Raw genomic sequence first — 13653 nt, 5'->3', positions numbered from 1 at the left:
CCCGATACCGCGTAGGAAAGCGTCATCACAACGGAGATGGCGCAGATGCTGACCCAGACGCTCAACACTCAAATCGGTGGCAAGATTGCCCCCGCCCACCCCGTTACCGACCAGTTCGGCGCCATCGCGGGTCATGTCGGTCTGGTCGCCACCGAGTTCTCCTACGGCAAGGACGAGGAGATCTATGGCGAGGACGAGGCGGCCGAATATGTCTATCAGGTCGTCACCGGCGCGGTGCGCAGCTACAAGCTTCTCTCCGACGGCCGCCGCCAGATCGGCGCCTTCCATCTTCCCGGCGACGTGTTCGGCCTCGAATCCGGTCCCGCTCACCGCCTCGCCGCAGAAGCCATCATCGACACCACCGTTCGCCTCGTGAAGCGCGCGAGCCTCGAAAAGGCCGCCGGCACCGACGTGCAGGTCGCCCGCAAGCTCTGGGCCATGACCGCGGGCGAGCTGCGCCATGCCGAGGATCACATGCTGCTGCTGGGCCGCAAGACTGCGATGGAGCGCGTTGCGACCTTCCTGCTCGAAATGGACCGCCGCCTCGCCGTTGCCGGCATGATGGCGCTGCCGATGTGCCGCCGCGACATCGGCGACTATCTCGGCCTCACGCTGGAGACCGTGTCGCGTGCGCTGTCGCAGCTTCACGCTCAGGGCATCCTCGGCTTCTCCGGTGCCCGCCAGATCGTGCTGCGCAACCGCCAGCGCCTGCACAATCTCGACGCCTGACCCTCATCTTCCTCCCCACCCACTTTGGCCGGCTGAAGTCGTTCAGCCGGCCATTTCTTTGGTCGCGACCAGACCCATGCGCCGCGTCTCCGGCATCACAAACAGGATCAGCAGGAGTCCCGCTGCTGCAACGCCGGACAGCCCGATGAACGCGGTGGCATTGCCGAACTTGTCGCTGACGTAGCCGCCAAGCACCGTGCTCAGCGACGCGCCGATGCCCATTGCGGTGCCGACGATCCCCTGCGCCAGATTGAAATGCCCGCTGCCGAAGGCGACGTCGGCGACGATCAGCGGAATCATCACCGCGAAAACCGCCGCGGTGACGCCGTCAAACACCTGCACCAGCACCAGGAGATACGGATCGCGCACGGTCGCAAACAACAGGCCCCGAATCGCCAGTGCGCCGAATCCGATCAGCAGCAGGGGCCGGCGGCCCCACGCTTGGGCCTTGCGCCCGACCGTCGGCGACAGCAGCGCCACGATCGCTTGCGGAACCACGATGCAAAAGGCGACGAGCACGGTCGCCCATTGGCTCGACCGCGCCGTCACCGCGCTCGCCATCAGCGGCATCATCGCGGCATTCGCGAGTTGCAGCAGCAGCACGCTGAGCGCGAACACGATCAGCGGCCGCTGCCGGATCAGGTGCCAGATATTGGGGTCGCCGCGGTCGGCGGCTTCAGGCGGCATTTCGCCGTGACAGCGTCTGATGTCGACCTCGTTCTCGCGGATGCGCGACAGCGCGATCAGGGTCGGGATCGCGAGCAGGAAGGTGACCAGGAACACCGAGCGGCTCGACAACAGATAGCCCGCGGTGCCCATCACCGCCGCCGCGACGCCGTTGCCGAGCGAGGCGAAGCGCGCGTTGCGGCCGAGCCGCTCGCCGATCGCGAGCGGGCCGACGAGCCCGAGGCTGATCGCGGCGATCGCCGGCCCGAGCACGCAGCTCGCCATCGCGTGCAGCGTGGCCGCGGTGACCACGACGGGGAAGATCGGCATCGCCGCATAGGCCAGCGCGCAGGCGCCGATGGCCGCGATCGCGAGGGCGGCGACGAGGCGCTCCGACTTCGCGGCATCGATGATGGCGCCGCCCGGCATCTGGCCGATCAGTGCGACGATGCCGCCGATCGACAGCACGAGCCCGATCTCGACCTGGGTCCATTTCTGCGTCGTCAGATAGACCGCGATGAAGGGACCGAATCCGGTCTGCACGTCGGCGAGGAAGAAGATGAACCAGTCGAGGCCGCGCAGGCTCTGGCGCGACGGCGCTGGAATGCCTGCAGCCGATGGCGCAACGACGTTGTCCTGCTCGACGACGCCGCCGCGATCTGCATGGTTCGGCTTCCTCGACAACAGCACGGGCGGTCAGCCCTCCCTGCACCTCACTGAATCGCTTGCAGCGGCTGAAGGCTGCCGGACGCGCCGAGCACGACGATCGGCGTGTCCTCCTTGTATTCCGGTGCGGCCGCGACCTGCGCCTTGGTCAATTCCAGCGTGATGCTGTCCTTCTTGTTGGCGATCTTGCCGAAGCGCAGCGCGTTCCAGTCCACCACGATCTTGCGGCTGCCGACGCCGAGGAAGCCGCCGAAATCAATCGCCGCAGCGCGGACATGACCGGTGCGGTCGACGATGACGTCGACGATGCGGCCCATGTCCTCGCCGGCGGCGCTGCGAACGTCGCGGCCGAGCACGCCGTGGGCCTCGCTCGCGCCGATGATGGTCACCGATGGCGGCGGCGCGGCGTCCTTGGGCGTGACGGGCACGGTGGAAGCCGGCGGTTGCACCGTTGCCGGTGCGTTTGCTTCACTCGGGGGTGTTGTAGGTGGCGCTGCGGGCGGCTCCTCCGCCGCGCGCGCTACGGCGACCGTCAGGCCCGTGACGATCGCCACGCTCAGGACCAACCATCCGGTGGCGCGCATGACCTCCTCCTTGCGCAGCTAGCGCGCCAGCACGATCGAGACCTGAATCTGACCGCGCGTGCGCAACACTTCCAACGCCACGTCGTCGCCGTGACGACTGACGCGTAAGTCCACGCTGGAGTCGCCGAGGCGCAGATCGCGCAGGATCACCTCGTTGAGGAACGCCGGCAAATGCGGATTACGCAGGCGGATCTCGCCGCGCGCCACGTCGAACTCGAGGCCGAGCGCCGCCTCCAGCAGCGTGAACGGCGTCGCACTGGCCCAGGCCTGCGGCGCGCAGGCGACCGGATAGAGCGTCGGGCCACGCCGCTTCTCGCGCCGGAAGCCGCAGAACAATTCGGGTAACCGGCGCAGATCCATATAGGTCGCGGCGTCGAACAGTCCCTTGAAGACATGCGCCACCGAATGCTTGAGGCCGTAGCGCGCCAGCCCGAGCGCGATCAACGCATTGTCGTGAGGCCAGATCGATCCGTCATGATAGGACATCGGGTTGTAGCGCACCTCGCCTTGCGCGACGGTGCGGATGCCCCAGCCCGAGAAGAAATGCGGCCGCATCAGGTCGGCGGCGACGAGGCGCGCGCGGTCCTCGCGGACCATGCCGCTGAACAGGACCTGCCCGGCATTCGAGGTCCTGACCTTGCAGGGCCGCTTCTTGCCGTCGAGCGCGAGCGCATAGGTGCCGAGCTCCTCGCACCAGAACGCCTGCTCGAAGTGCTCGGCGAGCGCCCTCGCTTCGGCCTCGAGCTTGCGCACGCGGTCCGGCTTGCCGAGCCGCAGCGCGCAACGCGCGGCGAGCTGCTTGGCGGCAAAGACGTAGCCCTGGACCTCCGCGAGCGCGATGTTGCCCTCGGCAAGCTGGCCGTCGGCATGGAAGATCGCGTCATAGGAATCCTTCCAGCCCTGGTTCGCCAGCCCCTTCTCGGTCGCGCGCTGGTATTCGACGAAGCCGTCCTGGTCGGGATCGCCCGGACCATCGATCCAGGCGAGCCCCGCCTCGATCGCGGGCCACAGCTCGATCAAGGTGGCCTCGTCGCCGGTGCGCTCGAAATAACTGCCAGCGAGCAGCACGAACAGCGCGGTCGAATCGACGCTGCCGTAATAATGCGCGAACGGCACCTCTCCGAGCGCGGCCATCTCGCCGCCGCGCATCTCGTGCAGAATCTTGCCGGGCGCGGCGTCGGCGAGCGGATCGACCGCCGCGGCCTGGAAATACGCGAGCCGGCGCAGGACGCCCTTGGCAATGCGCGGATCGACCCAGAGCATCTGCAGCGCGGTGATGAGGCCGTCGCGCCCGAACGTCGTCGAGTACCAGGGAATGCCGGCATAGGGATAACGCCCCTGCGGCGTCTCGGTCATCAGCATGTTGAGGTCGGCCATGGCCTGGCACAGCACCTCGTTGAAGATGTTGTTGGAGGTCTCGATGCTCGCGGTGCCGACCGCCTGACGCCGCATCTCGCGGCGGTGCGCCAGCAGACCCGGGAAGAACCGCACCGGCTTTTCCGTGACCGGCCGGTTGCAGGATACGGCGACGAACAGCGATTTGGCCTGGTGCGGCTCCAGGTCGAGCTCCCAGGTTGCGGCATCGACCGAGAGCCGTGTCGGACGCGGATCGAAGTGCAGTCCGGTGGTCCGCTCGGTGTCGTCGAGACCGCGATATTCGAACAGCACGTCGGTCGGTCCGAGCAGCCGGCTCGTTCCGATCCCACGGCGCGGTCGCCGCTCGCCGCGGACCTCGAACAGATCGGCGAAGTCGTTGCCGAACAGCAGCGTCAGGTTGAAGCTGGTGCGCCGGTCGCCGTGGTTCTGCACGCCGATGCGCTGGTAGGCGGTGCCGCGCCACAGGAAGATCGTGCGCACGACGTGCAACAGGTCCTTTTGCAGAACGAGGTTGCCTTGCCGATAGATGTCCGGATTGGTGAGGTCGACGGTCAACGCCGAATTGTCGTCGCGCAGATTCGAGCCGAGCAGCAGCGGCTGGAGATCGTCGAGCACGAGCTCGAGCCGCGCGAGGTAGCGCGTGTCGTGATGGAACAGCCCGTCCGGCCCGCCGGCGGACGCGCCGATGTCGCCATGGCTGTCGAGCACGATGAACGTGTCGTCGTGCTTGAGCGAACGCCGCGGCCGGGCCGAGGGCCCGGTCATCGGAATGTAGAAGGGCTGTTCCGCGACCTGTTCCGAGGTCCGCGTCACGGAGACGAACTTGGTTACGGCGTCGGCCGACATGAGCTGCTCCCCTGCGCTTGGTTCGAAACGCAACCGACTCGAGAACGACTGTTGGTTTACGCGGCGGCTTGCGCGAGCCGGCTCATTTCCTGCGTGACCAGCTCACGATACGGCCCGTGGCCCTGCATCAGACGCTCGGGCGAGCCGTCCTCGATGATCTTACCATTCCTCAACACCACCACACGGTCGAAATTGCGCAGTGTCGCGAGGCGATGCGCGATCGCGATCACGGTGCGGCCGCGCATCAGGCGCGACAGCGCCTCGCGGATCGCCTCCTCGGATTCGCTGTCGAGCGCGGCGGTCGCCTCGTCCAGCAGCAGGATCGGCGCGTCCTTCAGGAAGGCGCGCGCGATGGCGATGCGCTGGCGCTGGCCGCCCGACATCTTGACGCCGCGGTCGCCGGCCATGGTGTCGAGACCCTCGGGCAGGCTCTCGACGAAGTCGCAGCGCGCCGCGATCGCCGCGCGCAGCACCTCGTCGTCGGTCGCGTTCGGCCGGCCGTAGCGGATGTTCTCGCGGATCGACCGATGAAACAGGGAAATGTCCTGCGGCACGACCGAAATCGCCTCACGCAGGCTCAGCTGCGTCACCTTCGAGATGTCCTGGCCGTCGATGGTGATGCTGCCGTCGTCGACATCGTAGAAGCGCTGTAGCAGCGTGAACAGCGTCGATTTGCCGGCGCCGGACTGGCCGACCAGTCCGACGCGCTGGCCGGGCTGGAGGCGTAGGCTGAAGCGCTCGAAGATCTTGTCGCCGCCGGGATAGCCGAAGGTGACGTTGTTGAACGCGATGGCGGCGCCGCTCTTCACCAGGGGCTCGGCCTCGGGGTGGTCGCGGAGCTCGTGCGGCACCAGCAGCGTGGCGATCGCCTCGGTCAGACGCGCGACGTGCTGGGTGACGTCGACCAGCGCCACCGCGAGATCGCGCGTGGCGCTCAGGATGGAAATGCCGAGCGTACAGACCAGCACGACGTCGCCGGTGGTCGCTTCGCTCTTCTGCCAGAGCGAGATGGCCCAGGCCATCAGCGCGATCGTCAAGATCACGGTGATGGCGGCATGCAACAGCCGCAGCTTCTCCAGATAACGCAGGCTGCGGCTTCGCGCGGTCAGCTCCTGGTTCACCGTCGCGTCGAACCGCTCATGCTCGTGGCTGATGCCGCAGAAGGCGCGCACCAGCGGCATGTTGCTGATGACGTCGATCATCTCGCCGTCGACCAATGCGGCCTTGTCGGCGAAATCGTCGTGCAGCGGCTTGCCGGCCGCGGCGAGACGAAACATCGCAGCCACCATGCCGCCGGCGATCAGGATCAAGCCGAGCGCCATATAGGGGCTGACGGTTCCAATCAGCAGGATTGCCGCAATTGTGGCAATGCACGGCGGCAACACATTCCAGACGAACATGTTCTCGACCGTGAACACCGCGTTCGACGTCGCCGTGATGCGGCTCGTCAGCATGCCGGGCATCCGGTCCGAGAAGTAGCGCGGCGCGTGTCCGGTCAGATGACGAAATATGTCACGCCGTAAGTCGCCCGTGACACGGACGAAGGTGAAGCTCGCGGTCCAGCTCGCGATCCGCCACAGGAAGTTGTCGGCGGCAATCAGTGACATGAGCAGAATGAATGCCAGCCATACGCCGCCGCCATGCGAGGGCCCGGCAGACAAGGCGTCGACCAGGGCTTTGACGCCATATTGGGTGCCTACGGAGCAGGCAACGGCCCCCACGACCGCGGCCAGGATCACCAAATGCGAGGCGAGACGACGCCGGAGATAGCGCAAGACAAAGGCAAATGGCCTGCGCGCGTATCCAGAAAGCTGATCCATGTGGCTATCGCCCCGTTATGCTGATTTTGATTTCGTTACTGGTCGAGTGAACATCGACCGCTTCGCCTCGGTTCCCGGGCAACGCCATCACGACATGCGGATGCGGACGATCTGCGAAGATGTGGTGGCAGCATCGCGACGATCCCTCAACGTGTCGAATATGTAACGTTTGGGAGAAGGAACTTCGCAGGTGCGGGAACGTTCCCTCGTCTGGCATTGCCGGTGCCGTAAAGGCGGGGGTTTCAACATTCATGATCGCAGAGGAGATGGTGAGATGCGCATCGCGCAGGTAGCTCCGTTGACGGAGGCTGTTCCACCCAAGCTGTATGGCGGCACCGAGCGGGTGGTGCATTGGTTGACGGAAGAGCTGGTGGCCCTGGGACATGACGTGACGCTTTTCGCCAGCGGCGACTCGCGGACATCTGCAAAGCTCGATGCATTATGGCCGCGGGCGCTTCGGCTCGATGGTTCCGTGCGCGATCCCAACGCGCTGCATATGGTGCTGCTGGAGCGGGTGCGGCAGAAATGTGACGACGAGGAATTCGACTTCCTCCACTTCCACCTCGACTATTATCCCTGGTCGTTGTTCCACCGCCAGCCGACCCCGTTCGTGACCACGCTGCACGGCCGGCTCGATCTTCCCGAGCATCAGCCGGTCTTCAACACCTTCGCCAAGATGCCCGTCATCTCGATCTCCAATGCGCAGCGGCGGCCGGTGCCGCAGGCGAACTGGGTCACGACGATCCACCATGGCCTGCCGGAGAACCTGCTGACGCCGAAACCGGTGAAACAGGAATATCTCGCCGTGCTCGGCCGCATCGCGCCCGAAAAGGGCGTCGACCGCGCCATCAAGATCGCGACCCATTGCGGCATTCCGCTCAAGATCGCGGCCAAGGTCGATCGTGCCGACCAGGATTATTACGACGAGCTGATCCGGCCGATGATCGAGAACAATCCGTTGGTCGATTTCATCGGCGAGATCAGTGACCACGAGAAATCGGATTTCCTGAGCGGCGCGCTAGGCCTGCTGCTGCCGATCGACTGGCCGGAGCCGTTCGGCCTCGTCATGATCGAGGCCATGGCATGCGGAACGCCCGTCGTCGCCTTCAACCGCGGCTCGGTGCCGGAGATCATCGACGAGGGCCTCACCGGCTTCATCGTCGAGGATGTGATCAGCGCCGCAGGAGTGGTGAACCGGCTTCCGCAACTCGACCGCACCGCGATCCGCAAGCAGTTCGAGACGCGCTTTACCGCGCGGCGCATGGCCCTGGACTATCTCGCCGCCTATCGCAGCCTGACCGAGGCAAAGGCGCCGCGGATCAAGCTGGTGAGCAGCGCGGAGTAGGGGCCACCGCCACTCTCGTGTCCCGGACGCGCTGCAACGCCCTTCGCGTTGCGGCGCAGAGTCGGGACCCACGCGGCAGGCATGCCTTCGGAAGCATGGGCCCCGGCTCTGCAGCGGCACAGTTGACCGGACGATGCTTCGCATCGCCGGGGATAGCGCTGCGCTGCGTCCGGGGCACGAGCCGCCCTACCCCACCCTCGCCCGCTTCGGCTCGACGATCTCGAACATCCTTGGAAACTCGTCCATCAGGCCCATCAGCTCGGCAAGCTTCATCGGATTGCCCGACAGCTTGACCTTGCCGGCCGCAACGGCCTCCGGAAAGCTCGTCAGCTTGGCGATCACCTCGTCGAGCGTGGAGCGCTCCAGCGTGAAGCCGGCACCGTTGCTGATGCCCGTCAATTTTGTTTCCTCCCCCCTCCGTCGCGCGGCATCTAACCGCATCTCGCGGTCGATTGCCATTGACAGGGAAGGATGCGTAGCCCGGATGGAGCGAAGCGTAATCCGGGACTCTTTCGCGTCAGGACCAACTCCCGGATTACGCTTCGCTCCATCCGGGCTACAAGTCTTCCTATGCCGCTCGCCTCGCTACATCCCGAGCAGCCGCGGCAGCCATAACGACAGGCCGGGCCAATAGGTCACCACCACCAGGAAGCCCAGCATCGTCAGCAGCCACGGCCACACCGCGACCGTCAGCTCGGTGATCCCCATCTTGGCGATGCCCGAGGCGACGTAGAGATTGAGGCCGACGGGCGGATGGCAGAGGCCGACCTCCATGTTGACCGTCATCAGGATGCCGAAATGAATCGGGTCGATGCCGAGCTTGACCGCGACCGGAAACAGGATCGGCGCCATGATCAGGATGATCGAGGACGGCTCCATCACGTTGCCGGCCAGCAGCAGCAGCAAATTGACGAGCAGCAGGAATCCGATCCAGCCCAGGCCCTGGTCGATCATCCATTGCGCCAGCGCCTGCGGGACGTTCTCGTAGGTCATCAGGAACGAGAACAGCACGGCGTTGGTGATGATGTAGAGCAGCATCGCCGAGAGGTTCGCCGACGACAGCAGCACGCGCGGCACGTCGCTCAGCTTCAGGTCCTTGTAGATGAACACGGCAACGATGAAGGCGTAGACCGCGCTGACGGCGGCAGCTTCAGTCGGCGTGAACAGGCCGCTGTAGATGCCGCCGATCACGATCACGATCAAGAGGATGCCCCAGATCGACTTGCGGAACGCATCGAGACGCTCGACGAAGGTGGCCTTCGGCATCCGCGGATAGTCGTTGCGCCAGGCGCGATAGAACGTCGTGGCGCCGAGCAGCGATGCCAGCACGAAGCCCGGCACGATGCCGGCGATGAAGAGCTTGCCGACCGAGCTGTTGGTGGAGACGGCGTAGAGCACCATCGGGATCGACGGCGGAATCAGAATGCCGAGCGAGCCCGACGTCGTGATCACGCCCGCACCGAACCGCTTCGGAAAGCCTTGCGCCACCATGGCGGGCAGGATCACCGAGCCGATCGCCACCACTGTGGCCGGTGAGGAGCCGGAGATCGCGGCGAACAGCGCGCAGGCGACCACGCCCGATAGCGCGAGGCCGCCGTACCAATGGCCGACCAGCGAGGTTGCGAAGGTGATCATCCGCCGCGCCACGCCGCCATGGGTCAGGAAGTTGCCGGCGAGGATGAAGAACGGGATCGCCATGATCTCGAAATTCTCGATGCCCGTGAACAGCTTCAGCGCCACCGATTCCGTTCGCACGTCGGTCAGCGTGAACATGAAGCTGAGCACGGTCAGACCGAGCGCGATCGAGATCGGCATGCCCGTGAGCATCAAGGAGAGCAACAGCGCGAACACGATGAAGACGCGCAGGCCCTGCGGCAGGGTGATGATATGGGCCGCATGCGCGAAGCACAGGGCGACGATCAGCACCGGCAGCAGCATCAGGATCCAGCCGAGCGGGCTGCGCTCGTCCCGGACCACCTGACTATGCGTGACCGGCGCCGGATGCACCGGATCCGCCTCGACGCCCTCGACGCCCGCCATGTCGTGATGCGGCAGCTCGCCGGTGCGGTAGAACGACCAGGCGACCTGCAGGAAGCGGAAGCACATCAGGCCGGAGCCGAGCGGGATGGTGAGATACACCATCCACATCGGCGCTTCCAAATCGTTGGACTGCTGGCCGGTCTGCCACATCTGGCTGACGAACGCGGCGCCGAAATAGGCGACGATGGCGGTGAACAGCGCGCCGCACAGCAGGCCGAAGGTGATGACGCGCCGGCGCGAGCCGCCGGGCAGGATGTTGACCAGCACGTCGACGCCGACATGGATGCCGGTCCGCACGCCATAGGCGGCGCCGAACTTCGCCATCCAGATGAACATGTAGATGCAGAGCTCCTGCGCCCAGGACAGGTCGAGCCCGGCAAGCCAGGTGAACGTCGCGCGCGCGGGCCCGGCGAGGAAGGCCAGGTTGCGGGCTTCCGCCCATTTGGCGATGTCGATCGACAGCCCGGCGCCGTAACGGTGCAGCACCGCGACGAAGATGAGCGACGTCGCAGCCGCGATCATCGTCGCGATCAGCCATTCCTCGAGATGATCGAGAAAACGATTCAGCACACGCAGCAACTTGGTCCCCCCCGGATTGGATCGTTCAAGCGCAACGGTCGGGAGTGCGATCACCCCCGACCGTTGGTATTGTTGTTATTGGGGCGCAGCCCGTCAGTTCATCTTGACGTCGAGTTCCTTGGCGATCAGGTCGAGCACCTCCTGCCCGACCCGCCCCTTGGCCCATTTATAGGTCGGCTGCATCGCCTCCTGCCAGGCCTTGCGGTCGGCCTCGGTGAGATAATGCAGATTGGTCTTGCCGGTCTTCTTGATCTCGGCCAGCGCCTCCTCGTTCTCCTGGCGCGCGATCGAGTTGGTGTAGTCGGTCGCCTCCGCCATTGCCTTGTCGAGCTGCGCTCGGATATCGGGCGGCAGGCCGGACCAGAATTTCGAGTTGACGATGACGGCATATTGCAGATGCGCGTGATAGGACACGGTGATGTCCTTCTGCACCTCGTAGAACTTCTGCGTCAGATAATTCGACGCCGTGTTCTCGCAGCCGTCGACCACACCGGTCTGCAAGGCCTGGTAGACTTCCGAGAACGCCATGATCTGCGGGATCGAGCCCATGATACGGAGATATTGGTCGGCGACCTTCGATCCGGAGATGCGGAATTTAAGCCCCTGGAAATCGGTCGGCTTCAGCAAGGGGCGGTTGGCGGAGAGCATGTGAAAGCCGTTGTCCCAATAAGCGAGGCCGGTGATGCCCTTGGCCTCGAGCTTCTGAAACAGCCACTTGCCGACCGTGCCCTTCATCGCGTTGGAATAGGTCACGTCGTCCTTGAACAACCAGGGCAGGTCCAGCGCCTCGAACTCCTTGATGCCGAGCGGCGCGAATTTCGCGGTCGAGGGCGCAAGCATCTGCACCGAGCCGAGCTGGAGCGCCTCGATCTCCTCCTTGTCCTTGTAGAGCGTGGAGTTCGGATAGACTTCGACCTTGACCTTGCCGTCGGTGTATTTTTCGGCAAGCTCCTTGAACTTCAGCGCGCCCTTCCCTTTCGGCGTGTCGTTGGCGACGACGTGGCTGAACTTGATGACGATTGGGCTCTGGGCTTGGGCGATGGCGGGAGCCAAGAGAAGAACCAAGAGAGGAGCCAAGAGAACAGCCGCGGCGGCGACCGCGACAAGCAGCTTGCGCATGAACGTATCTCCCAACAACCTCTAACCGGGCTCTTGTTGTTTTTCAGGCCAGTAGTGGCAGCAATCCGCCAGCCGAACAACTAGACCTAAGCCCAATTTTTGCCGCAGCCAAGCTAACGTGACGACCGCCGCCTGCGCAAGCCGGCCCGCGCCAGGCCAAGGGGACGAGCGCTTATGCCGCATTGCGGCAGTGCCATTAGCCCTTGCGCTGCGCGACCATAAAGAGGCGGCGGAACGGGAACAGCGTCTGCCCCGCCGCATTCTTCGGATAGGCCTTTGCCACGCGCATCCCATAGGCGGCTTCGAACGCGCCTTTCTCCTGGCCTTGCAGAACGTCGAGATAACGCGTCAGCCAGGTCCCCTTGGTCCATTCCTTCACGGGGTTGTCGCCTTCGAGCACCTGCAGATATTCGGTCTCCCAGATGTCGATGTTGGCCGACATCGGCGCAAGCAGATCGTGATAGAAGCCCGGCCCTTCCACCGGGGGCGGGGTGACGAGATGCTCCACCTTGGACCGCCATGGGCCGTCGAGCGCGGTCTCGCCGATCAGCACATGCGAAGGCGCGAGGAAATTGCGCGGCATCTGCACCGCGAGCATGCCCCCCGGCGTCACCTTCTCCATCAGCGACGGAAACAGTGCCGCATGATTGGGCAGCCAGTGCAGTGCGGCATTGGAATAGATCAAGTCGTACCGTCCGGCGGGACTCCAATGGCCGAGATCCTCATGTGACCATTCCACGTCAGGGGCGGCCTTGCGTCCTGCCGCGACCATCTCCGCCGAGCCCTCGACACCGGTGACGCGTGCCTCCGGCCAGCGCTCCCTGATCAATTTGGTGACGTTGCCGGCGCCGGCGCCGAGATCGGCGATCGCGCGCGGGGCAAAATCCGGAATCCGCATCAACAGGTCGACGGCGGGTCGGAGCCGATGGCCGGAGAACTTGAGATATTGCTGGGGATCCCAGACCATCCTTCGACGCCTTTTGTTTTTCGTGTTTCCTTCGCCAAGGCTCTTGTCCTTCGGCAAGCCTCTTGGTTACCACTGCTCGTCCCGGTCGGGCAATTCGCAAGCCCGCGGGACTGGGCAGGAAACCAACAGCAAAAAGCAAGCAACGACCAAGAGAGCGTGCGACCATGGACCTCGGGCTTACATCGAAAACCGCTGTCGTGACAGGCGCGAGCATCGGCATCGGCCGCGCCATCGCCAAGGGCCTCGCCGCCGAAGGCGTGCGCGTCGTCGGCGTGGCGCGCCGCACCGATCTCCTCACAGAGCTGGTGCAAGAGGTCGGCGGCGGATTGATCATCCCGTTGGCGCAGGACGTGATGGCCAAGGACGCCGCCGAGACCATCGCGGCCTTTGCCGTGAAGGAGCTCGGCCATGTCGACATCCTCGTCAACAATGCCGGCGGCAGCCGTCCCCTGCCCGTCGATGCGCCCGACAGCAAATGGGACGAGGCGATCGCGCTCAACTTCACCAGCTACCGCCGCATCGCCCATGCACTGCTGCCGCAGATGATCGCGCGCAAATGGGGTCGCATCGTCAACATCACCGGCAAGTCAGAGCCGGAAGGCCTCAACGCCGCTTTCGCCGCGAAGGCCGCCGTGCACGCCTGGGCCAAGGGGCTGTCGCGCGAGATCGGCAAGCACGGCATCACCATCAACTGCATCCCGCCCGGCCGCATCATGAGCGAGCAGATCCGCCGCAACTACCCGCCGGATTATCGTGAGCGCTTTGCAGAGGAGGAGATCCCGGTCGGCTATTGGGGCGAACCGGAGGATCTGGCTGCGCTCGCGGTGTTTCTGGCGTCGCCGGTGGCGCGGTACATCACGGGCACGGTGATCCCGGTGGATGGGGGTCTGCGGAGGTATCAGTTCTAGGGGCGCA

Annotated in this window: 10 protein-coding genes and 2 pseudogenes; 3 read left to right on the top strand and 9 right to left on the bottom strand. The window is 65.0% G+C overall.

Annotated elements, in window-relative coordinates; all coding sequences use genetic code 11:
- Nucleotides 1-45: 45 nt before the first annotated feature.
- Nucleotides 46-729, top strand: coding sequence for a helix-turn-helix domain-containing protein (locus N2604_RS14445; protein WP_260375289.1), 684 nt, complete (start codon nt 46-48; stop codon nt 727-729).
- Nucleotides 730-771: 42 nt separating this feature from the next.
- Here the strand turns inward: N2604_RS14445 and N2604_RS14440 are convergent, their stop codons facing one another.
- From N2604_RS14440 to N2604_RS14425, 4 genes are read right to left on the bottom strand one after another with little or no spacing between them, the layout of a single operon-like run.
- On the bottom strand, nt 772-2085 hold the full coding sequence (locus N2604_RS14440) for an MFS transporter (protein WP_260375288.1): 1314 nt from the start codon (nt 2083-2085) through the stop codon (nt 772-774).
- Nucleotides 2086-2108: 23 nt separating this feature from the next.
- Nucleotides 2109-2645 carry a PRC-barrel domain-containing protein gene (locus N2604_RS14435; protein ID WP_260375287.1) on the bottom strand — a complete coding sequence of 179 codons (537 nt, stop codon included), beginning with the start codon at nt 2643-2645 and terminating at the stop codon, nt 2109-2111.
- Between the two features lie 18 nt (nt 2646-2663).
- The gene (locus tag N2604_RS14430; RefSeq protein WP_260375286.1) at nt 2664-4868 is read right to left on the bottom strand and encodes an amylo-alpha-1,6-glucosidase; all 2205 of its coding nucleotides are present in this window, start codon (nt 4866-4868) and stop codon (nt 2664-2666) included.
- Between the two features lie 56 nt (nt 4869-4924).
- Nucleotides 4925-6688: an ABC transporter ATP-binding protein gene (locus N2604_RS14425; protein WP_260375285.1), complete on the bottom strand. Its 1764-nt coding sequence runs from the start codon at nt 6686-6688 to the stop codon at nt 4925-4927.
- A gap of 274 nt (nt 6689-6962) precedes the next feature.
- Here N2604_RS14425 and N2604_RS14420 point away from each other — a divergent pair, with 274 nt between their 5' ends.
- Complete coding sequence (locus tag N2604_RS14420) at nt 6963-8033, top strand: glycosyltransferase family 4 protein (protein ID WP_260375284.1); 1071 nt, start codon at nt 6963-6965, stop codon at nt 8031-8033.
- 186 nt (nt 8034-8219) lie between these two features.
- Here N2604_RS14420 and N2604_RS14415 read toward each other — a convergent pair.
- The 5 genes and pseudogenes from N2604_RS14415 to N2604_RS14395 form a co-directional block, all read right to left on the bottom strand.
- A pseudogene (locus N2604_RS14415) lies at nt 8220-8411 on the bottom strand (alkyl sulfatase C-terminal domain-containing protein); the annotation flags it as partial.
- Between the two features lie 207 nt (nt 8412-8618).
- Complete coding sequence (locus tag N2604_RS14410; RefSeq protein ID WP_409241735.1) at nt 8619-9860, bottom strand: TRAP transporter large permease; 1242 nt, start codon at nt 9858-9860, stop codon at nt 8619-8621.
- Nucleotides 9861-10166: 306 nt separating this feature from the next.
- Nucleotides 10167-10397 (bottom strand): annotated as a pseudogene (locus N2604_RS14405) (TRAP transporter small permease); the annotation flags it as partial.
- Nucleotides 10398-10745: 348 nt separating this feature from the next.
- Nucleotides 10746-11771 carry a DctP family TRAP transporter solute-binding subunit gene (locus N2604_RS14400; protein WP_260375283.1) on the bottom strand — a complete coding sequence of 342 codons (1026 nt, stop codon included), beginning with the start codon at nt 11769-11771 and terminating at the stop codon, nt 10746-10748.
- Between the two features lie 196 nt (nt 11772-11967).
- Nucleotides 11968-12738 carry a methyltransferase domain-containing protein gene (locus N2604_RS14395; protein WP_260375282.1) on the bottom strand — a complete coding sequence of 257 codons (771 nt, stop codon included), beginning with the start codon at nt 12736-12738 and terminating at the stop codon, nt 11968-11970.
- Nucleotides 12739-12902: 164 nt separating this feature from the next.
- Between N2604_RS14395 and N2604_RS14390 the strand changes: the two genes are divergently transcribed.
- On the top strand, nt 12903-13646 hold the full coding sequence (locus N2604_RS14390) for an SDR family oxidoreductase (protein WP_311740003.1): 744 nt from the start codon (nt 12903-12905) through the stop codon (nt 13644-13646).
- Nucleotides 13647-13653: the final 7 nt, after the last annotated feature.

It is taken from the genome of Bradyrhizobium sp. CB1015 (assembly GCF_025200925.1).
Lineage (GTDB): Bacteria > Pseudomonadota > Alphaproteobacteria > Rhizobiales > Xanthobacteraceae > Bradyrhizobium.
This window is presented reverse-complemented; position numbering and strand designations above follow the sequence as displayed.